General features: G+C 63.3%; 20 protein-coding genes and 1 riboswitch. Of the genes, 15 read left to right on the top strand and 5 right to left on the bottom strand.

The window, feature by feature from the left end:
* Window positions 1–266 precede the first annotated feature (266 nt).
* Window positions 267–1217, top strand: a complete 951-nt coding sequence (locus MesoLj_RS26220; RefSeq protein WP_202323070.1) for a bifunctional helix-turn-helix transcriptional regulator/GNAT family N-acetyltransferase — start codon at window positions 267–269, stop codon at window positions 1215–1217.
* Between the two features lie 6 nt (window positions 1218–1223).
* Here MesoLj_RS26220 and MesoLj_RS26215 read toward each other — a convergent pair whose 3' ends face one another.
* Window positions 1224–2057 (bottom strand): AraC family transcriptional regulator, encoded by an 834-nt coding sequence (locus MesoLj_RS26215; protein ID WP_202323069.1) that lies wholly within the window; start codon window positions 2055–2057, stop codon window positions 1224–1226.
* 278 nt (window positions 2058–2335) lie between these two features.
* Window positions 2336–2540: riboswitch (cobalamin riboswitch) on the top strand.
* A gap of 90 nt (window positions 2541–2630) precedes the next feature.
* Between MesoLj_RS26215 and MesoLj_RS26210 the strand changes: the two genes are divergently transcribed.
* The 8 genes from MesoLj_RS26210 to MesoLj_RS26175 all read left to right on the top strand — a co-directional run bounded on the left by MesoLj_RS26210 (window position 2631) and on the right by MesoLj_RS26175 (window position 10647).
* Window positions 2631–3029 (top strand): DUF1636 family protein, encoded by a 399-nt coding sequence (locus MesoLj_RS26210; RefSeq protein ID WP_202323068.1) that lies wholly within the window; start codon window positions 2631–2633, stop codon window positions 3027–3029.
* The gene (locus MesoLj_RS26205; RefSeq protein ID WP_202323067.1) at window positions 3026–3814 is read left to right on the top strand and encodes an ABC transporter ATP-binding protein; all 789 of its coding nucleotides are present in this window, start codon (window positions 3026–3028) and stop codon (window positions 3812–3814) included. The genes MesoLj_RS26210 and MesoLj_RS26205 overlap by 4 nt, the downstream gene beginning before the upstream one ends.
* 45 nt (window positions 3815–3859) lie before the next feature.
* A complete protein-coding gene (locus tag MesoLj_RS26200) occupies window positions 3860–4807 on the top strand; it encodes an ABC transporter substrate-binding protein (RefSeq protein WP_202323066.1) in 948 nt (315 codons plus the stop codon).
* Window positions 4807–5856, top strand: coding sequence for a FecCD family ABC transporter permease (locus MesoLj_RS26195; protein ID WP_202323065.1), 1050 nt, complete (start codon window positions 4807–4809; stop codon window positions 5854–5856). Before MesoLj_RS26200 ends, MesoLj_RS26195 begins: the two co-directional genes overlap by 1 nt.
* 147 nt (window positions 5857–6003) lie before the next feature.
* Window positions 6004–6483, top strand: coding sequence for a MarR family winged helix-turn-helix transcriptional regulator (locus MesoLj_RS26190; RefSeq protein ID WP_140768170.1), 480 nt, complete (start codon window positions 6004–6006; stop codon window positions 6481–6483).
* Complete coding sequence (locus MesoLj_RS26185) at window positions 6480–7661, top strand: HlyD family secretion protein (protein ID WP_202323064.1); 1182 nt, start codon at window positions 6480–6482, stop codon at window positions 7659–7661. Before MesoLj_RS26190 ends, MesoLj_RS26185 begins: the two co-directional genes overlap by 4 nt.
* A 306-nt stretch (window positions 7662–7967) precedes the next feature.
* Window positions 7968–9503, top strand: coding sequence for a DHA2 family efflux MFS transporter permease subunit (locus MesoLj_RS26180; protein ID WP_202323063.1), 1536 nt, complete (start codon window positions 7968–7970; stop codon window positions 9501–9503).
* Between the two features lie 160 nt (window positions 9504–9663).
* Window positions 9664–10647 carry an isopenicillin N synthase family dioxygenase gene (locus tag MesoLj_RS26175; protein ID WP_202323062.1) on the top strand — a complete coding sequence of 328 codons (984 nt, stop codon included), beginning with the start codon at window positions 9664–9666 and terminating at the stop codon, window positions 10645–10647.
* Between the two features lie 16 nt (window positions 10648–10663).
* Here MesoLj_RS26175 and MesoLj_RS26170 read toward each other — a convergent pair whose 3' ends face one another.
* Complete coding sequence (locus MesoLj_RS26170; protein ID WP_140768162.1) at window positions 10664–11176, bottom strand: CAP domain-containing protein; 513 nt, start codon at window positions 11174–11176, stop codon at window positions 10664–10666.
* Between the two features lie 97 nt (window positions 11177–11273).
* Between MesoLj_RS26170 and MesoLj_RS26165 the strand changes: the two genes are divergently transcribed.
* Both MesoLj_RS26165 and MesoLj_RS26160 read left to right on the top strand, forming a co-directional pair.
* Window positions 11274–11669, top strand: coding sequence for a VOC family protein (locus MesoLj_RS26165; protein WP_140768160.1), 396 nt, complete (start codon window positions 11274–11276; stop codon window positions 11667–11669).
* A 178-nt stretch (window positions 11670–11847) separates the two neighbouring features.
* A complete protein-coding gene (locus tag MesoLj_RS26160) occupies window positions 11848–12672 on the top strand; it encodes a DUF2189 domain-containing protein (RefSeq protein WP_140768158.1) in 825 nt (274 codons plus the stop codon).
* Window positions 12673–12786: 114 nt separating this feature from the next.
* Here the strand turns inward: MesoLj_RS26160 and MesoLj_RS26155 are convergent, their stop codons facing one another.
* Both MesoLj_RS26155 and MesoLj_RS26150 read right to left on the bottom strand, forming a co-directional pair.
* Complete coding sequence (locus tag MesoLj_RS26155; RefSeq protein ID WP_140768156.1) at window positions 12787–13419, bottom strand: LysE family translocator; 633 nt, start codon at window positions 13417–13419, stop codon at window positions 12787–12789.
* A 141-nt stretch (window positions 13420–13560) separates the two neighbouring features.
* A complete protein-coding gene (locus MesoLj_RS26150; RefSeq protein WP_202323061.1) occupies window positions 13561–15546 on the bottom strand; it encodes a TadE/TadG family type IV pilus assembly protein in 1986 nt (661 codons plus the stop codon).
* Between the two features lie 364 nt (window positions 15547–15910).
* Between MesoLj_RS26150 and MesoLj_RS26145 the strand changes: the two genes are divergently transcribed.
* Both MesoLj_RS26145 and MesoLj_RS26140 read left to right on the top strand, forming a co-directional pair.
* Window positions 15911–16771 (top strand): TIGR01459 family HAD-type hydrolase, encoded by an 861-nt coding sequence (locus tag MesoLj_RS26145; RefSeq protein WP_202323060.1) that lies wholly within the window; start codon window positions 15911–15913, stop codon window positions 16769–16771.
* A gap of 6 nt (window positions 16772–16777) precedes the next feature.
* Window positions 16778–17758, top strand: a complete 981-nt coding sequence (locus tag MesoLj_RS26140; RefSeq protein WP_202323059.1) for a bifunctional riboflavin kinase/FAD synthetase — start codon at window positions 16778–16780, stop codon at window positions 17756–17758.
* A 75-nt stretch (window positions 17759–17833) separates the two neighbouring features.
* Here the strand turns inward: MesoLj_RS26140 and MesoLj_RS26135 are convergent, their stop codons facing one another.
* A complete protein-coding gene (locus MesoLj_RS26135; RefSeq protein WP_140768150.1) occupies window positions 17834–18388 on the bottom strand; it encodes an HdeD family acid-resistance protein in 555 nt (184 codons plus the stop codon).
* Between the two features lie 188 nt (window positions 18389–18576).
* On the opposite strand from MesoLj_RS26135, the gene MesoLj_RS26130 reads away from it, so the two are divergent.
* Window positions 18577–19389: a MipA/OmpV family protein gene (locus tag MesoLj_RS26130; RefSeq protein WP_172351041.1), complete on the top strand. Its 813-nt coding sequence runs from the start codon at window positions 18577–18579 to the stop codon at window positions 19387–19389.
* A gap of 289 nt (window positions 19390–19678) precedes the next feature.
* A complete protein-coding gene (ileS, locus tag MesoLj_RS26125; protein ID WP_202323058.1) occupies window positions 19679–22675 on the top strand; it encodes an isoleucine--tRNA ligase in 2997 nt (998 codons plus the stop codon).
* Window positions 22676–22807 lie beyond the last annotated feature (132 nt).

Here is a 22807-nt window from a genome sequence, read left to right as displayed (position 1 = left end):
CGAAGCGGAGCGCAGACCCTAGAATCCATGCCGTTACCCTTCCGCTATGCAACGAAATGGATTCTTGGCGCCTAATGCAGACCCATGAAGCCCGTTCTGCGGCGTGGCGCGCTTCGGCCACCGTCACGGAATGGATTCCAGGGTCTGCGCGCGTCGCTTCGCTCCTTGCTCCGCCCTAGAATGACGAAGTTGTGAGGTGCGTCGGGTCAACCATTTTATTGACTAAGTCAACCAAATGATCAATCCTGTGCGGACAGGAGATGCCCATGACAATTCACCATCAGCCCGGTAACGAAGCGCCCAACAAAGACCTGATCGACGCGGTGCGGGCTTTCAACCGCTTCTACACCCGCCAGATCGGGCTGCTCGACGAAGGGCTGCTGAAAAGCGCCTTCTCGCTGACCGAGGCGCGCGTGCTCTACGAACTGGCGCACCGCGACGGTCTGACCGCGACGGACCTCGGGCGCGACCTCGGTCTCGACGCCGGCTATGTCAGCCGTCTGCTGAAGAAGTTCGAGCGCCTTCACCTCATCTCCAGGTCGACGGTGGTTTCGGACGCCAGGCAATCGTCGATTGCGCTGACGCTGGCGGGCAGGAATGCCTTCGCGCCGCTGAACAAGGATTCGCACGACCAGGTCGCGGCGCTCCTCGATCGGCTGCCTGCGTCGGAGCAGGACCGGCTGGTGAAATCCATGCGGACGGTCCAGGCTCTGCTGGGTGAAAGCGCCGAGCCAAGGATCCCCTATCTGTTGCGGCCGCTGCAGGTCGGCGACATCGGCTGGATCATCCGCCGGCAAGGCATGCTCTACGCGCAGGACTATGGCTGGGACGAAACCTATGAGGCGCTGGTTGCCGAAATCCTTGCGGCATTCGTCAAATCCTTCGACCCGAAATGGGAACGAAGCTGGATCGCCGAGCGTGATGGCGAGGTCGTCGGCTCGGTCTTCGTCGTGCGCAAATCGCCCGAGGTGGCGAAGCTGCGCCTGCTCTATGTCGAACCTTCGGCGCGTGGCCTCGGCATCGGCAGGCGGCTGGTCGAGGAATGCATCGGCTTTGCCCGTGCCAAGGGCTACAAGACGCTGACCTTGTGGACCAACGACATCCTGACCGCCGCCCGGCACATCTACCAGGCGGTCGGCTTCACACTGACCGAGGAAGAGCCTCACCACTCCTTCGGCAAGGATCTGGTTGGCCAGACCTGGGACTTGGAATTGTAGTGCCGGTCAATCCTTGATCGGCACCCAGATCTCTAGTCCGCCATTGCCGCTGCGCGGATCGAACTCCGGACCGTAGCGTTCGAATTCCGGCGCGTCCGCTATCTCGTGCCCGGAGGCCGGCAGCCATTTGTTCCAGATCGTGTTGACGGTGCGGCGGATGGTCGAGATGTGCTCGCGATGCGCAAACACCGCATATTTCTGGGCGGGTATGCGCACGCGGCTGAGTTCCCTTGGAAGGTCGGAAAAATCGGTGACCTCGACACCGGCGACGTAGTCGAAATTGCCGGCATCGTCGCCGTTGGCGCAGACGCCGTAGGCGACGTCGCCGGTCTCGCCTGGAATGTTGCCGATATAGGGACCAAAGCGTTGCCACTGCATCGGAATGGCGGCGCTGGTTTCACAGGTGTAGCGTTCGCCGAGCCCAGCGATCAGCAACGGCCGGCTGGTCTCGAAGCGCGATGGTTCGAGGGCCGAAAGAAAGGATTGGTCCATCAGGATCGGCTCCACGAGGTCGAGGGTCTTGGTCGAGCCTTGCGCGCGCACCATCTCGGGCGTGGTGCCGAACTGGTCGCGGAAGGCGCGGGTGAAAGCCTCATGCGAGCTGTAGCCGGCATCGAGCGCCACCGAGAGGATGTCGGGGGCTCCGCCGGCCAGCCTGCGCGCCGCCTCGGTCAGCCTGCGTGCGCGCATGTAGCCCATGACCGAGCGGCCGGTGGCAGCGCCGAAGGCGCGCGTCACATGAAAGCGCGACACGCCGCTGCTTTGGGCGACATCGTCGAGCGAGATCGCCTCCGGCAGATGGCTCTCGACAAACCACAGCGCTTTCTCGGTCGGGTTCATGGGTTCCTCGCATTGAGCGGATCATCTTGCCGCCTTCGCGCGCGGCAGTTTGATCGAAATTGCGCTTGCCGTGCAATCCGGACGGCAACGCTCCGCGGCCAGCCGCATCTCCAGGAGCGAGACTGGCTAGATGTCTTCTTTCGGGCAGAAAGCCTCACTTGACTTAGCCGAGCGGTACGATTTAAATCGTAATGTAATTACATTACGTCTGTAAGTTCAGCGCCGCCGCGGGATCGACAATGCACCGAGAAATCCGTTGCGAAGCAATTGGGGGAAAACTACGATCGAGTGGTGATGGTCCCCGAGTCGAAAGGCGAGGGGTGAAAAGGGAACACGGTGAGACCCAATAGGTCGAAGCCGTGGCTGCCCCCGCAACTGTAAGCGGTGAGCAAGATCCGAAATGCCACTGGCCGGCAAGGCTGGGAAGGCAGGATTGCGCAACGACCCGCGAGCCAGGAGACCTGCCATCACTGAGTTGACCGGACGGGGTGTGCCGGGAGGAAACGTGGACGTCGGTCTTGTCGGCCGTCTCGCCAACATCCTTCCGTCGCCAGTTTTGGAAAGTGACGGAAGTTGGACGGCGCTATCGATCACCGCATCATCGTGTGCACGCTTTGCCGTGACGTTCCGACCGGCATCAGGTCGGGCGAAAGCCTGTGCGCCGATTTGCGCTCCCGGCTCTCGGCCCATGATGAACCCGCCGTGGCGCATGGCTTCACGATCGAGGGCGTCGAATGCATGGCGGGCTGCGCACGGCCGCTGACGGTAGCCTTCCAGGCGCCGGGCAAGGCTACCTATCTCTTCGGCTCCGTCGATGCCGAGGCCGACGCCGGTGATCTCGTGCGATTTGCCAGGCTTTACGCCTCGCTCGCCGACGGCTGGTGCAATTCCGGCCAACGTCCGCCGCGACTAGCCGGCAAGACGCTGGCCCGCATCCCGGCGCCGGGCAAGCTGGCGGGTGATAGCCGATGACAATGCCACTCCTCGAAGCGCGCGACCTGGGTGCCGTGGCGAATGGCCGGAATCTGGTCCATGCGGTCAGCCTTTCTATCGCCACCGGCGATCGTCTCGCCATCATCGGCCCCAATGGCGCTGGCAAGACGACACTGCTGCACATGCTGTCGGGCATGCTCAGGCCAAGTTCGGGCGAGGTGAAGCTTGGCGGGCGACGCCTGGACAGGATCTCGACAGCCGAGCGGGCCTTGCACATGGCCGTCGTCGGCCAGACCGACCAGCCGGATCCGCGGCTGGCGGTGATCGACTATGTCGAACTTGGCCGTGTTCCGCATGCCGGCCTGAGGCGCAGGAGCGACGAGCGCGACATTGTCGTCGACGCCCTGCGCCGGACCGGCCTTTTGCCGTTGCTCGGCCGCACCATTGGCTCGCTGTCTGGCGGGGAGCGCCAACGCGCCCAGCTGGCGCGCGCCATCGCACAGCAACCGAAAGTGTTGTTCCTCGACGAGCCGACCAACCATCTCGACCCGCGTGCTCGCGGCGAGCTTCTCGAACTCGTCGCGGGCTTCGGCATGACGGTGATCGCGGTGCTGCATGACCTGGCCCTTGTGGCGCCTTTCGCAACCAGGGTCGCGGTGATGAACGAAGCCCGGCTGCACGCGCTGGCCGCACCGCGCGAAGCGCTGACGCAACAGCTGATCCGCGAGATTTTCGGCGTCGACGTGTTTCGCCTGCGTCACCCCACCGAGGACCGTGAACTGACTGTGTTCGATGTTCCGAACCGCGCCGTGCCGCCATCCTGATCGAACCATCCCTCATCAACACTGTTCAACCAAGGAGCAAAATCCGTGAAACGTCTCGCCTTGTCGCTCGTCTTTTCCTTGCTGGCCTCTACCGCCTTCGCTTTCCCCGTCACCGTCGACAGTTGCGGCAAGCCGCTGACCTTCGACGCGCCGCCCAAGCGCGCCGTCATCCATGACCTCAACATGGCCGAGATGGCCTTCGCGCTGAAGCTGCAGCCGTCGATCGTCGGCCTGACCGGCATCACCGGATGGTACAAGGTCGGCCCCGAATTCAAGGCCGAGCAGGGCTCCATCCCGGAACTCGCGCCCAAATACCCGACGCTCGAGAACCTGGTCGCCGTCGAGCCCGATTTCTTCTTCGCCGGCTGGTACTATGGCATGAAGCCGGGCGGCGACGTGACGCCCGACACGCTCGCCCCACATGGCATCAAGACACTGGTGCTGACCGAGAGCTGCGTCCATCTCGACAAGAACCGCCCGGCGGCTTCCATGGACCTGCTCTATGGCGATGTTGAAAAGCTGGGCAAGATCTTTGGCAAGGAGACCGAGGCGCAGAAGCTTGTCGCCGGCTGGAAGGCGCAACTCGCCGACATCACCGCGAAGGTCGGCGACGCCAAGGGAACCCGCGTGTTCCTCTATGATTCCGGCGAGGACAAGCCGTTCACCGCCGGAAAATTCGCCATCCCTAGCGCCATGATATCAGCCGCCGGCGGTGACAACATCATGGCCGACATGGACACCAGCTGGGGCAACACGGACTGGGAAACCGTGGCCTCGCGCAATCCGCAATTCCTCATCCTGCTCGACTACCAGGATGGCGGCGGCTACAGGAAACTGCTCGATTTCCTGAAGGCGCATCCGGCGATGAAGGAGACGGACGCGGTCAAGAACGAGCGTTTCGTGGCCCTTCGCTATGCCGAACTGACGCCTGGACCGGCAAACATCGAGGCGATCGCCAAGATCGCCAAGGCGATGCATCCGGAAGCGTTCTGATGCTTCTTGCCCCAGGGCAAAAATCCGGCGCGCTTTCGGGGCACAAGGCATTCGCGCTGGCCATGGTGGCGGGCACGGTGGCGGTCGTCGCCCTCGTGCTGCTGTCGATAGCCTATGGTTCGACGCTGATCCCGCTGACCGACGTCATCGCCTCGCTTGGCCATGCCGTCGGGATGCATGAACACCAGGTGTCGGGCCCGGTAGGCAAGATCGTCGTCGATCTCAGGCTGCCGCGCACGATCCTGGCGGTCTGTGTCGGTGCCGGCCTCGGTATAACAGGTGCTTTGCTGCAGACGGTGACCCGCAACGGTCTCGCCGATCCTTTCCTGTTCGGCCTGTCGTCGGGGGCCGCCGCCGGCGCTGTTTCCGTCATCACCGTCTTCGGCGACAGTTTTGGCATCTGGACCTTGCCGGTCGCCGCCTTCACCGGCGGCATACTGGCCGCCTGCATCGTCCTGCTGCTGGTCGCACGGGTCAGGGGGCAGGGGCCGGAGCGGCTGATCCTCGCCGGCCTTGCCGTCTCCTTCCTGTTCACCGCCTTGACCAACTATCTGGTCTTTGCCGGAGACCAGCGTGCGGCCCATTCGGTGCTGTTCTGGACGATGGGCGGGCTCGGACTGGCGCGCTGGGACAATGTCTGGCTGGGCGCCTTGGGAGCCGGCACGATCGCGGCCTACGGGCTGTGGAACCACCGCAGGCTGGACGCCTTCCTGGCCGGTGAAAGTGCTGCCGAAAGCCTTGGCGTGCCGGTGGCGCGCATGCGCAGGGCGACGTTTCTCGTTGCGGCCTTCTCGACGGCAATTCTCGTCTCGGTCGCCGGCGTCATCGGCTTTGTCGGATTGATGATCCCGCATCTGTCGCGGCCGCTGGCCGGTCCCTTGCATCTGCGCCTGATCGCAAGCTGTGCATTGTTCGGGGCTGTGCTCTTGCTGGCAAGCGATCTTCTCGCCCGGACGCTGCTGCCGCCGCAGGAACTGCCGATAGGCATCATAACCAGCTCGCTCGGTGCCTTCTTCGTCGTCACGCTGGTCGTCCGAAACCGCCTGTGAAAAGGCCGATTCCTGCCTGGCCGGCTGTCTCCAGCGGTTCACTGATTGCCAGCCGCGATCGCGTTGCAAGACCGCCATGCACATTTGCCGGCTTCGGCCGTCACGTGACATCTTGAATAGTAAGCACGCTTATTATATGTATCGCTCATGGTTTCTGATGGCATAGATAGACTGGGCTTTTTGATCCACGACGTGCAACGTCTGCTGCGCAAGCGCTTCGAGACGCGTGCCAGCGGGCTTGGCCTTTCGTCGGCGCAATGGCGCCTCATGGTGCGTGTCGCCAAGGAGGCAGGCGTTACCCAGGCGCGGCTCGCGGAACTGCTCGAAATCGAGCCGATCAGCGTCTCGCGCCTCGTCGACCGGATGGAGGAGGGCGGCTGGATCGAACGCCGCGCCGACGCCGCCGACCGTCGCGTGCGCATGATTTTCCCGACAGCCAAGGCGAGCGCCGCCTATGCCGAGGTCAAGAGCCTCGCCGGCGAAGTCTATGAGGAATCGCTTGTCGGCGTTTCGCCCGAGGACCGCCGCGTCCTGATCAGGGCGCTCGATGTAATCGTGCAGAATCTGACGGACGGCGAGGCTTCGTCGCTTGAAAAGGTAAAGAGTGCGGAAGGCGCAGCAGCATGAATGCGGTAGCCAAGGTCGACGAAAACGCCCCCAAGGTCGAGATGGAAGCACCGGCCCAGCCGGTTGCCGCCCCTGTCGCGGTCGCCCCGCCCGTAGTGCCGGTGCCGGCGGCGCCGAAGAAGAAGCGCCGCATGGGCCGCTTCTTTTTGATGTTCGCCTTGCCGGCCGCGCTGATCATCGGCGGCGGCTATGTCTGGGTGACCGGTGGGCGCTATCAGGAGACGGAGAACGCCAATCTGCAGCAGGCCAAGGTGTCGATCGCCTCGGACACGGCAGGCCGCATCGTCCAGGTCGCCATATCGGACCATCAGTTGGTCAAGCAGGGGGATCTCCTGTTCGCAATCGACCCCGAGCCTTACCGGATCGCGCTCGCCCAGGCCGACGCCGCGGTTGCCGCGGCACGCCTCAATGTCGAGCAACTGCGTGCCGCCTACAGCCAGTCGATGGCGCAGGAGAAGTCCGCCAGCAGCGAGGTCGACTACGCCCAGTCGCAATATGACCGCGCCGCCGATCTCGCGCAGAAGGGCATCAACGCCAAGTCGTCGCTGGATCAGGCCCGCAACGACCTCGACAAGGCAAAGCAGCAGGTCGCCGTCGCCCAGCAAGGCATCGTCAGCGCCAAGGCAGCACTTGGCGGCAACCCCGACATCGAAACCGACAAGCATCCAACCGTGATGTCGGCGCTCGCCGCGCGTGACAAGGCCGCCTACGACCTAGCGCAGACCACGGTCAAGGCGCCCGCCGATGGCGTCATCTCGCAAGCCTCGTCGTTCAAGGTCGGCCAGTTTGTCGGCTCCGGCACGCCGCTGTTTTCGCTGGTCGAGACCGGCGACACCTGGATCGATGCCAATTTCAAGGAAACCCAGCTCACCAACATGAAGCCGGGCCAGAAGGCCGAGATCGTGGTCGATACCTATCCGGGCAAGACCTTCGAGGCGACGGTCAAGGCGATCGGTGCGGGAACGGGTGCTGAATTCTCGCTGCTGCCCGCACAGAACGCCACCGGCAACTGGGTCAAGGTCACGCAGCGCATCCCGGTGCGCCTGGAGCTTACCGATCCCGACGCCAGGATGGCGCTGCGGACGGGCATGAGCGCCTCTGTCACCGTCGACACCGGCGTTGCCCGCGGTTTCCCCGCGATATTCGGTCACGCCAAGGCTGGCGAGGCCGCGCAATAAGTCAGCGGAAGCCCGCGCGGACCAGGCGGGTGGACGTGGATAAAAGGATTGGTCTGATGGGAGGAGTGGGAAGGATCAGCGCCTGGTTCGAGCCGCGTTGCGGCTTGGCCGAATCTGAAATCTTCGACACGGACCCGTCGGTCCTCATGTTTCCGGGCGGCAGGCATCCGCTCATCAGAGAGTCTCGGTCGATGTAACCCCCACATCGATAATCGCGTCCCACCGCGATGAGGCTCTCTCAACGGAAGGCTTTGCCGCCCGGAAACCCTATGTACACGTTTTTGTTACCGGCTGGAAGTTCCGCGGATGAGCACGCCCGAATCCTTCAAAGAAGTGCCGCATCGCGGCCTGATCACGGTCGCGCTCATGCTGGCGACCGTCATGCAGGCGCTCGACACCACGATTGCCAACGTCGCCCTGCCGACCATGACCGGCGATCTCGGCGCCTCTCCGGACAACATCAACTGGGTGCTGACTTCCTACATCGTGGCCGCCGCCATCATGACGCCGGTCACCGGCTGGCTCTCCGACCGCTTCGGCCGCAAGGAGCTGTTCCTGACGGCCGTGGTCGGCTTCACCATCTTCTCCATGCTGTGCGGCCTGGCATGGAGCCTCGAAACCATTGTGCTGTTCCGGCTGATGCAGGGCGTGTTCGGCGCCGCCATCGTGCCGCTGTCGCAGACCTTCCTGCTCGACATCAACCCCAAGGAGCGTCACGGCCAGGCCATGGCCATCTGGGGCGCCGGCATCATGCTGGGACCGATCCTGGGCCCGACGCTGGGCGGCTGGCTGACCGAGAATTTCAACTGGCGCTGGGTGTTCTTCATCAACCTGCCGGTCGGCATCGTCGCCTTCCTTGGCATGGCCGCCTATCTGCCGGCCGTTGCCCGGCGGGTGCGCAGCTTCGATTTCTTCGGCTTTGCCATGATATCGCTCGGCGTCGGCGCGCTGCAACTGATGCTCGATCGCGGCGGTGAGGTCGACTGGTTTTCCTCGGTCGAGATATGGATCGAACTCGGTTTGGCCATCACTGGCTTCTGGGTGTTCATCATCCACACCATGACGGCAGAACATCCCTTTATCGACCCCAAGATCTTCCTCGATCGCAATTTCGTGACCGGCCTGGCGTTCATCTTCGTCATGGGTGTGCTCATCCTGGCCTCGATGTCGCTGCTGCCGCCGATGCTCTCGACCATATTCGGCTATCCGACCATCACCATCGGCATCGTCATCGGTCCGCGCGGTGTCGGCACGATGATCTCGATGCTCGTCGTGGGGCGCATCATGGGAAAGATCGACGCCAGAATTCTCGTCGTCATCGGTTTTCTGCTGACCGCGCAGTCGCTCTACACCATGGCCAGTTTCACGCCACAGATGGACAACTGGCTGATCATCAGCTCCGGGGTGATCCAGGGCCTGGGCATGGGCATGGTGTTCGTACCGCTGTCGACGGTTACGTTCGCCACGCTCGACGTACGCTTCCGCACCGATGCGACCGCGTTGTTCAGCCTGGTGCGCAATCTTGGCTCGTCGATCGGCGTTTCGGTCGTGACGGTGCTGCTGGTGCGCAACACGCAGATCAACCACGCCGAGCTTTCTGCCTTCATCAACCCGTTCAATCCCAACCTCTGGGCAGTCTCGCCCGCGGCCGCCGGCGGCGACCCCACGGCGCTGTCGGAGGTCGATCGCATGGTCAATATCCAGGCGATGATGATCTCCTACGTGAACGACTTCAAAATACTGATGATGATGACGCTGCTCGCCATCCCGTTCGTCTTCCTGCTGCGCAAGCCGAAAGCGGGCCCGGCCGGCGGCGGCGCACCCGCCGCGCATATGGACTAGGCCCCGCGGCAGGCAATCTGTCTGCCGCCGATATGGACTAGGCCGCGGCAGGCATATGCCTGCCGCCGATATGGACTAGGATTGCCGCGTCGGTTGGTGCTAGCTCATTGCGGAAGCGGCCTGCATCGTTTGGCCGTTGACCCAGCGGGGCGCAGGAACGATGCGGCACCAGACATTTCCGGTATTCGATCTCGGGCGGTTCGAAAACGCCGGCGCCGAGGAGAAGCAGGCGCTCGGCGCCGAGGTCGACCGCATCTGCCGCGACACCGGGTTCCTGGCTGTGACCAACCACGGCATTCCACAGGCGGTGATCGATGCGGCATGGTCGAAGGCACGGGCCTTTTTCGATCTGGCGCCGGAGCAAAAGCAGCGCTCGAAGGCGCCCTACAAGGGCTATCCCTACGGCTATCTTGGCCCTGAACTCGAAGCATTGGCCAAATCCCGCAACGTCGACACGCCGCCCGACCTCAAGGAGAGTTTCAACGGCGGCCCCCTCGGCGTGCCGCAAGGCATGTCCGATCCCGAGGCGCTCGCCTTCTGCTATGCCGAGACGATCTGGCCCGGAGAACCGGAGGGGTTCGTCGACGCCTGGAAAGCCTACTATGCGGCGCTCGAGGATCTGGCGCTGCGCGTCATGCGTGTCTTCGCCACCGCGCTTGGTCTGCCCGAAAATCATTTCGACAGCTATCTCGATGCGCCGATCAGCGCGCTTCGGGCGCTCAACTATCCCGAACAGCATGTCGCGCCTAAACCCGGCCAGATCCGCGCCGGCGCCCACACTGACTATGGCAGCCTGACCATCCTCCTGCCGCAGGCCGGATCACGCGGCCTTCAGATCATCACGCCGGATGGAGAATGGACCGAGGTGCCGCCGATCCCGGGAGCCTTCGTTATCAATATCGGCGACCTGATGGCGCGCTGGACCAACGATCGTTGGGTCTCCACCGTGCATCGCGTGGTCAATCCGCCGGCGGATGAGGGTGGCAAGGACCGGCGCCAGTCCATGGCCTTCTTCCACCAGCCGAACTGGGACGCGGAGATCAAGGTGCTGCACGCCTGCCTCGCCGACGGCGAAGCGCCGAAATACGAGCCTGTGCGCTCCGGCCCCTATCTGATGGGAAAATTCAAGGCGACGACCAAGTAGGCCGGGCAGGGAAGTTCTATTTTCCGAGCACGAGAGCCCAGTAGCGCAGGCTGGAGTCGCGGCCGTCGCGCACATAGGCAAGGCCGAAGCGGGTGAAGCGCGGGTCGAGCATGTTACGGCGATGGCCGGGCGAATGCGCCCAGATGTCGAACAGCTTCTGCTGGTCGAAGCGGCCCTCGGCGATGTTTTCGGCGGCGGCACCGGCAATGCCATTGTCCTTGACGCGCGAGGCAAAGTCCTTGCCCCAGCCCGTGGTGTGGCTCATGCGCTCCCGCGATGCCATGTAGCCGGCCTGCTGAAGCGCCGCCTGTTCGAGCTGGGCGTCGGGAACGAGCGGCCCCAGCCCCGCCGAGGCGCGCAGGCTTGCCAGCGTGCCGGTCGCGGAAGAGGAAACCCCGGCGCCTTGCCCGGTCGGCAGCGAGACGGTGCCGCAGGCGGCGAGCCCGGCCAAGGCCGCGAGGCCGGCTGCCTTGAGCCATGTGCGCCTGTTCAGGCCTTTTTGACGGATTTCGACTTTTTCAGCTGTCATGCCCGTCTGACATAGTCGCGATCATGGCTTTTGCCGGGCAGGGCGGTGAAAATCGCTACCACAGGCCACGAGCCGACTCGAAAAGGAGATCCAAGACATGCTGCATCACATCTCCTTTGGCGTTTCCAACATCGAGCGCTCTGCTGCCTTCTATGATGCCGTGCTGGCGCCGCTCGGCTATGTCAGGGTCTGGGACGATCTCAGACCCGGCGAGCCCGATCAGGCCGTCGGCTACGGGATTGCCGGTGGCGGCGACAAGCTGGCGCTGAAACTTCGCCCGAAAGGACAGCGCCCGCCCGGTCCGGGTTTCCATCTGGCTTTCGCCGCGCCGGATCGTCAGAGCATCGCGCGGTTCCATGCGGCCGCGCTTGCTCACGGCGGGCGCGACAACGGCGCGCCAGGCCCGCGGCCCGACTATGGCCCGCACTACCATGCCGCGTTTGTCATCGATCCGGATGGCCATCACCTAGAGGCGGTTTTCAATTCGCCCTGATAGCGGCCGGATTGAGTTCTGCCGGGCCGGAGACGAAATCCCGTGAGGAGAGCCGAAACGCCGTCCACGCAGCGACAATCCCGGGAAGATCGGCTATGATGCCTTCGTTCATGAAGTGGCAGCTACGGGCGGCCACCCCAGGCGGTGACCGCCCCCCGAAGAAAAACGGAGGATGGTTATGGCCGGCTTTCATGTCATGGCGGACGCTTACGGGATGCATGTGCAGCCCACGGTGCGCCGCATCACTACGGCGGATCTCTGGGACGCGCTCAGGCTCGGTGCCGAGGATTTCTGGGCCAAACCCTCGCACTACGTGTTCCTGTGCCTGATCTACCCGGTCGTCGGCCTGATCCTGACGCAGTGGACATCGGGCTCCAACGCCATCCAGCTTGTCTATCCCTTGATGTCGGGCTTTGCGCTGGTCGGGCCTTTCGCCGCGATCGGGCTTTATGAGATCAGCCGCCGGCGCGAACTTGGCATGAACACGGATTGGCGCCATGCGCTCGATGTGCGCCGCTCCCCGGCGCTGCCGTCGATCGCGGTCATCGGCATCATGTTGTTTGCGCTGTTCCTGTTGTGGCTGTTCACCGCTCAATCGATCTACACCAGCCTGTTCGGCGACCAGCCGCCGGCTTCGATCGGCGCCTTTGTCCGCGATGTGCTGACGACCAGCAAGGGCTGGACGTTGATTCTGCTTGGCAACGCGGCCGGTTTTGTCTTTGCGGTGGTGGTGCTGGCCACGACGGTGATCGCCTTTCCGCTGCTGCTCGACCGTGATGTCGGTGCCGTCTCGGCGATCGAGACCTCGGCCCGGGCGGTGATGGCCAACCCGCTGCAGATGGCGCTGTGGGGGCTGCTGGTCGCCGTGCTTCTGGTGATCGGCTCGATCCCGCTGTTTGCCGGGCTGGCCGTGGTCATGCCGATCCTGGGTCACGCCACCTGGCACCTCTACCGCAAGGTGATCGAGCCGGCGCAGATCCGGCCGATCCGCCGGCCGATGTAGGCTAAGGCATGATCCTCAAAAGTGGGAACCGGTATTGGGAAAAGATCATGCTTGGATAGGGCATGATCCCCAAAAGTGGGAACTGGTTTTGGGAAAAGATCTTGCTGGAGGGACTCAGCGTTGCGCGTCGGTCGCCATCTTCAGCGCCAGTGCCGTCAGCACGGTTCCCATCATCCAGCGTTGGATGACCAGCCACAGCGGCCGTCCGGCAAGGAATGTGGCGATAGAACCGGCCGTCACCGCGATGATGGCATTGACGGTCAGGCTGATCGTGATCTGCGTCGCGCCCAGAACCAGCAGCTGTGACAGGACATGGCCTTTGCCGATGCTGATGAATTGCGGCAGCAGCGACAGATAGAGAACGGCCACTTTCGGATTGAGCAGATTGGTCATCAGCCCCATGGCGAACAGCTTGCGCGGCCCGTCTTTCGGCAGGTCGCGCACCTGGAAGGGCGAACGTCCGCCAGGCTTCACTGCTTGCCAGGCCAACCACAAGAGGTAGAGCACGCCGGCAAAGCGCAACGCATCGTAGGCATAGGGCACGGCGAGCAGCAGTGCGGTGATCCCGAACGCCGCCGAAAGCACATAGAACAGGAAGCCGACCGCAACCCCGCCAAGCGAGATCAGTCCGGCCTTCGGCCCTTGCGACAGCGAGCGTGAGATCAGGTAGATCATGTTCGGGCCTGGCGTCAGCACCATGCCGAGGCAGACCAGCGCGAAGGCGAGATGGTTGGCGGTATCGGGCATTGTTTGTCCCCAAGCGTGCCGCGATGGATGCGCGATCCCGCGAGCGGCCAATATCTGCCTGTCGCGGCGGGCGCCCGCAAGGGCTTGGGGGGCGCAGGCATTGCGCCAGCGGGTGCATGATTCCGTTCGACGCGACGCGCTCTAGCCGACCACCCGCAGGTTCGACAGTTCATTGCCGATTTCCTTGAAATCGTTCGACAGGCTGGCGCCGGTCGCATTCCAGAACAGCTTCGCCGGTTTGCTCGGGTTCGTCGGATCCTTGCGGAAGCGCGAGTCAGAGGAGCAGGATTTCAGCGCATCGATCGCCAGCTTGTCGCTGGCCTTGGTCGTCGACAGGTCGAGCGCCACCGTCATCACCATGATGTTGGCCGCCTTGGCGTTGTTGCAAAGCGCTGCCATCTGCTCGTTGAGCGCGTTGGTGTAGTTGCCGTTCGAATAGTCGAACTGACCGATGGCGCTCGATGTGCCCATGAACAGGCGGCCGACCGAAGTGCCGTTGTAGCCGGGGTTGAGATAGCCATAGGACGCATAGGTCGATTTCGAGTTCGCGGGATCGGAATAGCTCAGCGAGGACGGCGTATAATAGGTGTTGGCGCCGTCGGTCAGCACGATCACTACCTTGTCATTGCCTTTCTCGGTTTCCGCCCGCCCTTGCGTGAACGGCTCGCCACTCGAAACCACGCGCCAACCCCACGCCATGCCCTCGGGAACATTGGTGCCGCCATTCGGCTGCATCAGGTCGATGGCGGCCTTGATCGAGGTGAGCCCATCGGTGACGCTGACATCGGTCAGCGGCGTGATTGGATTGGTGGTGCAGCTGTAGTTCGGGCCGTTGCCGGCAGGCAGCGCCGGCGCATTGATCGGCCGCGGCTGGAAATACTTGGCCATGTTGCGCAGCCGCGATTGGCCGGTGCTGCTCGAAGGATCGTCATTCCACCAGCTGTTCACCGCGCCATAGGTCACCGGTGCGGCCTCGTCGGGATCCTGGGTGAGCTTCCAGTGGTTGCCGGGCTCGTCCGGGGCGAACATGGGCACGAACATCGTTGCCGGATCGCCGACGCCTATGCCGGTGTTGGCGGTGCCGCCGGATGGCGGCGTGTCGTTGATATTGTAGGGGTAGGGCCGGGCCTCCACGCAGCCTTGCCAACTGGCGAACGGCCCGTAGGAGTCGATGTAGTCATATTCGTCGTGGCTGCGCTTGCAGGTGTTGTTCGAATTGTATGCGTCGCAAACCACCCGCTTGCTGTTGACGACGCGCTCGTGGTTGGTGACGACCTGCATGTCCCGGTAGAGCGAAAACCGGGTCAGCATCTGGCCTTCCTCGCTGCCCCAGCCGGTGCCGCGCTTGTACCAGATGCCGTTGGTCTGCTGGGCGTATTTGTTGGCCGCATTCAGCGTCGACCAGTCGAAATTCTCGTTCGACACCGGCGACAGGCCCTCCGTGTCCATCCACGACGCGTTGCCGTTGCCGGGACCGACATTGACCGAAGCGGCAAAGGGCACGAGGCTGAACTGCACCGGCTTGTCGACCTGCTTGATCATGGCCGCCTGCTGGGCCAGCGTGTCGACCAGTTGCTTGGACGCGGTCTTGAGAAGATCGATGCGCTTTTGTCCGGAGCCGGTGCCGAGTGTGGTCATTGACCCGGAATTGTCGAGCACCAGGGCAACTTCCAGCGTGTTCTTCAGCCGCACCTGGGAGCTGACGTTGAAGCTGATCCTTTGGTTCGCGTCGATTGCGGATTTACCGACAAGCTGCGCGAAGGCCGGGTAGAAATAGGGCTTGTAGGCAAGCTGCGCCGTCATGGTGAGCAGGCCGCCACCGCTGGTGTTGCTCGGCAAGATGACGTTGAGCGTCGTGCTGGCGGGATCGACATCGTTCAGGTTGGCGTTGAAGAAGTCGAGCGCGTAGGCCCTCAGCTGGTCGTCGGTCGCGCCTTCCGTCAGCCGGCGCGCCGTGGCGAAGTTGGCGGCATCGAGCGCATTCGTCACCATCTGTTTTTCACGGTTCATTTCCGTGAAGTCGACCGCGATCGCCAGGCCGCCCATCAGCGGTACCATCGCCACGACTGTCATAAGAGCATAGTTGCCGCGCCGGTCGCGGCGAAACTGACGCCAGATTTCATGCATGTCTTGCAGCGGCCCCCGCCGGCGGATTCTCGGTCTGCGCCAGCTTTTCACAAAACGCTGAAAGATGGGTTTGGGAAACCGCTCTATTGCTTGGTTGGCGCTTCACCAACCGCTAACCAATCAAAGGGCCACAGCCCTGACGCCGCCCAGAAAAACGCCTGCCGAGGCAGGACGTGGGCATATCGGGCTGACAAATAACAGGGATAAGACGGCGCTCATGGTCGTCCAGTCCAACTCTCATTGATCAATTGACGAGGCTGCCAGGCGAAAGCTGGTGACAGCATGGAGCGGTTCGGATAATTCGAACCCGCTGCGGCGGCCCGTCGGCCGCGGTACTCGCAACGCTCATATTGAAGGAAACGGCATGGCGAATTCGCCTGAAATCGTCGGCTCGCTCGAAGACGTCTCGAAAGCCTATTCGGCAATCCTTTGCGATGTCTGGGGCGTGGTGCACAATGGCGAATGGCATTTTCCGGCGGCCGCGGCGGCGCTTGCCGAGGCCAGGACAGCCGGTATCCCGGTTGTCCTTATCACCAATTCGCCTCGCCGCAGCGCCGACGTCGTGGCTCAGATGAGCGTGATCGGCGTTCCGCCATCGGCCTACGACCGTGTGGTGACCTCGGGTGATGTGACCCGCGACCTGATCGCGGAGGGCCCGCGCAAGATCTTCCACATCGGCGCCGAACGCGATCTGACCCTTTATGACGGCCTCGATGTCGATCTCGTCGAGGAATTCGAGGCCGCCGGTGTTGTTTGCACCGGGCTGTTCAACGACGAGATCGAGAAGCCTGAGGATTATACGGATCTTTTGCGCCGATTGCGTGCCAGGAACCTGCCGTTCATCTGCGCCAATCCCGATATCATGGTGGAGCGCGGCGAACGGATCATCTGGTGTGCGGGTGCCCTGGCGCGCGACTATGCCCAGCTCGGCGGCCGCACGCTGATCGCGGGAAAGCCTTACACGCCGATCTACGACGTCGCGATGAAAGAAGTGGCGGAGGTGCTTGGGCGGCCGGTTGAGCGTTCGCAGGTGCTGGCCATCGGCGACGGGGTGATGACCGATGTGAAGGGCGCGGCCGACAATGGTTTCGACGTTCTCTATGTCTCCGGCGGCATCCATGCCCGCGACTACGGCGAAGCGTCCCGGCCGGATCCGGCAAAGCTCGGTCTCTTCCTGGAGCGGCACGGCTATCGTCCGGTGGCCGTCATAGCCAGACTGCAGTAGGTGACAATGGTGGCCTTCCAGCATCTCTCGGCAACCGCGCCGCTGCCAGCCGATCTGCGGGGTGGCGTTGTCGCGATCGGCAATTTCGATGGTGTCCACCGTGGCCATCAGGCGGTGCTCGAGCGGGCGTTGGCCGAGGCTGGGCGGCGCGACGTGCCGGCCCTGGTGCTGACCTTCGAACCGCACCCGCGCAAGGTCTTCAGGCCCGACATTCCGTTGTTCGTGCTGACCCCGCCGCCGATGAAGGCGCAGCTTCTGTCGTTGCTCGGTTTTGCCGCGCTCGTCGACCAGCCGTTCACGCGTGACTTCGCCTCGCTGTCGGCGGAAGCTTTCGTCACCGACGTGCTGGAGAGGACGCTCGGCATCACCCATGCCGTGACCGGTTTCGATTTCCATTTCGGCAAGGACCGCCAGGGTGGACCGGCCTATCTGATGGCAGCCGGCGAACGCCATGGCTTTGGCGTCACGCTCGTCGACGCTTTTCGCGACGAGGGCGCCGAGGTGGTCTCGTCAAGCCGGATCCGGGGCTTGCTCTGCGATGGCGAGGTGGCCGAGGCCGCCGGTCTGCTCGGCTATCGCTTCACTGTGGAAAGCGAGGTGGTCGGTGGCCAGCGGCTCGGCCGAACGCTCGGCTTTCCGACCGCGAATATGCGGCTTCCCGCGGAAGCCACCCTCAAGGAAGGAATTTATGCCGTCCGCTTTCGGCGCGCCGACGGCACGTTGCATGATGGCGTCGCCAGCTTCGGCCGCCGCCCGACCGTCGACGACAATGGCGCGCCGCTTCTGGAGACCTTTGTCTTCGATTTTTCCGGCGATCTCTATGGCGACATCTGCCAGGTCTCGTTCTTCGGCTTCCTGCGCAGCGAGATCAAATTCGACGGGCTCGACGCGCTGGTCATGCAGATGAAGAGGGACGAAGCCGAGGCGAGGGCGCTGCTTGCAGGCGTCAAGCCGCTTTCACAACTCGACGCTGCCATCGCCTTTTAAAAGCGCTATCCCGGACCGGATATCCGCGCCGGCGGACCGGTTTTCGCGCAAGACCGTGCCCGGGAAGGCTCTACTTTACTTTTTCAGCGCCAGGCCGACGGCGATGAAGGTCCAGCCCTGGAAGATCAGGTCGATCGCCAGGAACAGTCCGAGCACCCACACGCTGTTGACCGGCCAACCCATGGCGATGATCAGGCCGGCAAGCACGCTGATGGCGCCTGCCGCGACAATCCAGCCCCAGCCTTGTTCCGGACGGTGACTGAAGCCGACCCATGCCCGCAGCGCGCCGGACGCGACGAGCGCGACGGCCAGCAGGAAGGTCAGCACCGCCGAGGCCAGCAGCGGATTGTCGAAAGCGAAAAACCCGGCGACCGCGTAAAGCAGGCCGCTGAGCAGCCAGTAGAAGAAGCGCCCCCAGGTCTTGACCCCGAAAGCATGCATGATCTCGATGATGCCGGCCACCAGCATCAGCCAGCCGACGACGTAGACGGAAGCCACAGTGGCGATGAACAAATTGCCGAAGGCAATGCCGCCGAGGATCAACAGCAATACGCCCAGACCGACAAACCATCCCCACTTTGCTCGCGTCTGGCCGATCGCGTTCTTCAGTGTATCGCCGTGCAGTGTCATGTCGCCACCTCCCTTGAGGACTGCCAGAATAAAACGAAGTTACCCTTGGGGCCGACCGGCGTCCAGCCGAGGGCGGATCGGATGATGCAAGCAATGCGAGGCTTATGTCTCTGCTTTAAATCAAATTTTACCAAAGCCTCGTCAAAGCTGTCGCCGAAGGGCAGTTGTATCGTGTTAGTGGAGTAGCCATGAGTCCGTTCGGAAAGATTTCTGCAGCCTTGGCTACCGTCATGCTGGCCACATCGGGCGCGGCCGAGGCCGGCGACGGCGCTTTCGGCTGGCTGTCCGGCGACTGGTATCTGACGGTTGGCGCCACTGGCCTGGTTGCGCCGAATTTCGAGGGCGGCAAGAAATACATGCTTAGCGCCCAGCCCATCATCTCTTTGGGCAAGGCCGGTCCCCAGGCACGCTTCACCTCGCGCAACGACAACATCTCGCTGGCGCTTGTCGACGACGGCGGCGTTCGCGCCGGTTTGACCGGCAAGTTCCTGTTCTCGCGCGACGACGGCGATGCCGACGAGCTCAAGGGCCTCGATCCGGTCCGTTGGGGTGGTGAAGTCGGCGGCTTTTTCGAATTCTATCCGACGGACTGGATGCGCGCGCGCGCCGAATTACGGCACGGCATCCGTGCCCATAATGGCTTTGTCGCCGATATCGCCGCCGACGCCTTCTACGATGTGACGCCAACCGTCAGGATTTCGGGTGGCCCGCGCGTGTCTTTTGCCTCGGCCAACTATTTCGACGCCTATTATGGCGTCAACGCACAGGAAGCCGTGGCCTCGGGCCTGAGCCAGTATAATCCTGGTGGCGGCCTGAAATCCGTCGGCCTCGGCGGTGCGGTGACCTGGAAGGTGACCGATCCGATGACCGCCAGCCTGTTCGGCGAATATTCGCGCCTGGAGGGTCCGGCGGCCGATTCCAGCCTGGTCAGGGAGCGCGGCGATCGCAACCAGTTCATGGTCGGTGTGTCGACCACCTACCGCTTCGACTTCAAGATGTAGGCGAATCGAACGAGACGCTTTATTCCTGCGCCTATCTCCGCTAAAAGCCCACCAATGATGAGCTTTTCGCGCTTTCGTGTGCTGACGATACGAATTACCGGCCCGGTGTTCCGGGCGGCCTGAGCGCCGCCGGAGCCGCCGGGACTTTTGCGCGCACCCTCGCGCTTTTTCCAGAACATCGACGCATATCGCCCAAAAGTGGGTCCGGTTTTGGGAAAACGATATGCATCAACCCAAGACTTCAAGCCCCGGGGCTTTCCCGCCGCCGGGCAATTGAGATGGCAGATCAATGACCGATACCCCTACCGCCGACAAGGCCGAGACGATCGACTATTCCAAGACGCTTTACTTGCCGCAGACGGATTTCCCGATGCGCGCCGGCTTGCCCGAGAAGGAGCCGGTGCTGGTCAAGCGCTGGCAGGACATGGACCTCTACGCCAAGCTGCGCGAGAGTGCCGCCGGCCGCACGAAATACGTGCTGCATGACGGCCCGCCCTACGCCAACGGCAACATCCATATCGGGCACGCGCTGAACAAGATCCTCAAGGATGTCATCACCCGCTCGTTCCAGATGCGCGGCTATGACTCGAACTACGTGCCCGGCTGGGACTGCCACGGCCTTCCCATCGAGTGGAAGATCGAGGAGCAGTACCGCGCCAAGGGCAAGAACAAGGACGAGGTGCCGGTCAACGAATTCCGTCAGGAATGCCGTGAATTCGCCGCGCACTGGATCTCTGTGCAGGGTGGCGAGTTCCAGCGGCTCGGCGTCGTCGGCGACTTCAAGAATCCCTATACGACGATGGCCTTCCACGCCGAGTCGCGCATCGCCGGCGAGCTGTTGAAATTCGCCATGTCGGGCCAGCTCTATCGTGGCTCGAAGCCGGTGATGTGGAGCGTCGTCGAGCGCACCGCATTGGCCGAGGCAGAGATCGAATACCAGGACTACGAGTCCGATACGATCTGGGTGAAGTTTCCTGTCGCCAATCTTGTCGTTGCCAGTGTCGTGGACGGGCAGCCGGCGGAACTCAATCCGGATCTGAGCGGGCGGTCGCTGGATTTGCTGGATGCCCATGTCGTCATCTGGACGACGACGCCTTGGACCATCCCGGGCAATCGCGCCGTCAACTATTCGCCGCGCGTCGCCTACGGGCTCTACGAGGTGACCGCGGCCGAGAATGCGTTTGGTCCGCAACCGGGTGAGAAGCTGATCTTTGCCGACGCCCTGGCCGAGGAAAGCCAGGCCAAGGCCAAGGTGACCTTGAAGCGCCTTCACGGCATCAGCACCGAACAGCTTGGAAATCTTGTGCTTTCGCACCCCCTCAAGGGCCTCGGCGGCGGCTACGAATTCCCCGTGCCGATACTTGCCGGCGACCATGTCACCGACGATGCCGGCACCGGTTTCGTCCACACGGCGCCCGGCCATGGTCGCGAGGATTTCGACGCCTGGATGGATGCGGCGCCCGGACTGCGCGCGCGCGGCGTCGATACAGCGATCCCGTTTACCGTCGACGACGCCGGCTTCCTGACCAAGGACGCGCCGGGCTTTGGCCCGGATCGCGAAGGCGGACCGGCGCGCGTCATCGACGACAATGGCAAGAAGGGCAACGCCAACCAGGCGGTCATCGACGAGCTGATCAAGCGCAACGCTTTGTTCGCGCGCGGCCGGCTGAAGCACTCGTATCCGCATTCCTGGCGGTCGAAGAAGCCGGTCATCTTCCGCAACACACCGCAATGGTTCGTCTACATGGACAAGGACCTCGGCGACGGCACGACGCTGCGCAGCCGCGCGTTGAAGGCCATCGACGACACGCGCTTCGTGCCGGCTGCCGGCCAGAACCGCATCCGTGCCATGGTCGAGGAGCGCCCCGACTGGGTGCTGTCGCGCCAGCGCGCCTGGGGCGTGCCGATAGCCGTATTCGCCGACGAGGACGGCAATGTGCTGAAGGACGAGGCCGTCAACCAGCGCATCATGGATGCCTTCGAGAAGGAAGGCGCCGACGCCTGGTTCGCCGCCGGCGCCAAGGAGCGTTTCCTCGGCAATCACGACGCCTCCCGTTGGAAGCAGGTGATGGACATCCTCGATGTCTGGTTCGATTCGGGCTCGACGCACGTCTTCACGCTGGAGGACCGTCCTGACCTGAAATGGCCGGCCGACGTCTATCTCGAAGGTTCCGACCAGCATCGCGGCTGGTTCCACTCCTCGCTGCTCGAAAGCTGCGGCACCAGGGGCAGGGCGCCTTACGACACCGTCGTCACCCATGGCTTCACCATGGACGAGGACGGGCGCAAGATGTCGAAATCGCTCGGCAACACCGTGGTGCCGCAGGACGTGATCAAGCAATCCGGCGCCGACATTCTGCGCCTGTGGGTGGTGACGACGGATTATTGGGAAGACCAGCGGCTCGGCAAGAACGTGCTGCAGACCAACATCGACGCCTACCGCAAACTGCGCAACACCATTCGCTGGATGCTGGGCACGCTCGCCCATGACGATGGCGAGGCGGTGCCGCTGGAAGAAATGCCGGAGCTCGAACGGCTGATGCTGCATCGGCTGGCCGAACTGGACGAGGTGGTGCGCCAGGGCTACGACGCCTTCGAATTCAAGCGCATCACCCGTGCATTGCTCGATTTCATGGTGGTCGAACTGTCGGCCTTCTATTTCGACATCCGCAAGGACGCGCTCTACTGCGACGCGCCGTCGAGCGTGAAGCGCAAGGCCTCGGTGCAGGTGGTGCGCCATCTCTTCGACTGCCTGGTGAAATGGCTGGCGCCGATGCTGCCCTTCACCATGGAAGAGGCCTGGCTCGACCGGCATCCCGATGCCGTTTCGTTGCATCTCGACCAGTTCCCGGAAATCCCGGCGGATTGGAAGAATGACGCGCTGGCGGAAAAATGGCGCAAGGTGCGGCAGGTCCGCCGTGTCGTCACCGGCGCGCTGGAGATTGCGCGGGCGCAGAAGGTGATCGGCTCCTCGCTCGAGGCGGTGCCGGTGGTCACGATCAACGACGCTGCGCTTGAGGCTGCCATATCGGACGTCGACATGGCAGAGATGGCGATCACCAGCGATCTCGTCATTGCCCATGGCCAGGCGCCGGACGGTGCCTTCACGCTCGACGACGTCAAGGGCGTTGCCGTGGTGGTCGAGAAGGCCGAGGATCGCGGTCTGGTCAAATGCGCGCGTTCCTGGCGCTACACGGCCGATGTCGGCCAGGATGCTGCATTCCCCGATGTCTCGGCGCGCGACGCTGCCGTGCTGCATGAGTTGCAGGCGCTCGGCCGGCTTTGATGCATGTCGCCCAAAACCACACCCTCGGGTCTGACCCGAAGGTGTGCGGCGGTTTTGGGGTCACGGCGCGCGTGGCCGGAATGCGAGGCATATCGGTGCACAAATGCCACGCCGGGCGGCGCGGATCCGCCC

The sequence above is a fragment of the Mesorhizobium sp. 113-3-9 genome, assembly GCF_016756515.1.
Classification (GTDB): Bacteria; Pseudomonadota; Alphaproteobacteria; order Rhizobiales; family Rhizobiaceae; genus Mesorhizobium.
The sequence above is the reverse complement of the archived record's forward strand: the minus strand, read 5'-3'. Positions and strand labels throughout refer to the sequence as shown.

Bases quoted from the DNA above. Each gene is read 5' to 3' on its own strand.
- MesoLj_RS26220 (WP_202323070.1), top strand. From the start codon at position 267: ATGACAATTCACCATCAGCCCGGTAACGAAGCGCCCAACAAAGACCTG.
- MesoLj_RS26205 (WP_202323067.1), top strand. From the start codon at position 3,026: ATGACAATGCCACTCCTCGAAGCGCGCGACCTGGGTGCCGTGGCGAAT.
- MesoLj_RS26190 (WP_140768170.1), top strand. From the start codon at position 6,004: ATGGTTTCTGATGGCATAGATAGACTGGGCTTTTTGATCCACGACGTG.
- MesoLj_RS26130 (WP_172351041.1), top strand. From the start codon at position 18,577: ATGAGTCCGTTCGGAAAGATTTCTGCAGCCTTGGCTACCGTCATGCTG.
- MesoLj_RS26150 (WP_202323061.1), bottom strand. From the start codon at position 15,546: ATGCATGAAATCTGGCGTCAGTTTCGCCGCGACCGGCGCGGCAACTAT.
- MesoLj_RS26160 (WP_140768158.1), top strand. From the start codon at position 11,848: ATGGCCGGCTTTCATGTCATGGCGGACGCTTACGGGATGCATGTGCAG.
- MesoLj_RS26195 (WP_202323065.1), top strand. From the start codon at position 4,807: ATGCTTCTTGCCCCAGGGCAAAAATCCGGCGCGCTTTCGGGGCACAAG.
- MesoLj_RS26180 (WP_202323063.1), top strand. From the start codon at position 7,968: ATGAGCACGCCCGAATCCTTCAAAGAAGTGCCGCATCGCGGCCTGATC.
- MesoLj_RS26135 (WP_140768150.1), bottom strand. From the start codon at position 18,388: ATGACACTGCACGGCGATACACTGAAGAACGCGATCGGCCAGACGCGA.
- MesoLj_RS26165 (WP_140768160.1), top strand. From the start codon at position 11,274: ATGCTGCATCACATCTCCTTTGGCGTTTCCAACATCGAGCGCTCTGCT.
- MesoLj_RS26215 (WP_202323069.1), bottom strand. From the start codon at position 2,057: ATGAACCCGACCGAGAAAGCGCTGTGGTTTGTCGAGAGCCATCTGCCG.
- MesoLj_RS26140 (WP_202323059.1), top strand. From the start codon at position 16,778: ATGGTGGCCTTCCAGCATCTCTCGGCAACCGCGCCGCTGCCAGCCGAT.
- MesoLj_RS26175 (WP_202323062.1), top strand. From the start codon at position 9,664: ATGCGGCACCAGACATTTCCGGTATTCGATCTCGGGCGGTTCGAAAAC.
- ileS (WP_202323058.1), top strand. From the start codon at position 19,679: ATGACCGATACCCCTACCGCCGACAAGGCCGAGACGATCGACTATTCC.
- MesoLj_RS26170 (WP_140768162.1), bottom strand. From the start codon at position 11,176: ATGACAGCTGAAAAAGTCGAAATCCGTCAAAAAGGCCTGAACAGGCGC.
- MesoLj_RS26185 (WP_202323064.1), top strand. From the start codon at position 6,480: ATGAATGCGGTAGCCAAGGTCGACGAAAACGCCCCCAAGGTCGAGATG.
- MesoLj_RS26155 (WP_140768156.1), bottom strand. From the start codon at position 13,419: ATGCCCGATACCGCCAACCATCTCGCCTTCGCGCTGGTCTGCCTCGGC.
- MesoLj_RS26145 (WP_202323060.1), top strand. From the start codon at position 15,911: ATGGCGAATTCGCCTGAAATCGTCGGCTCGCTCGAAGACGTCTCGAAA.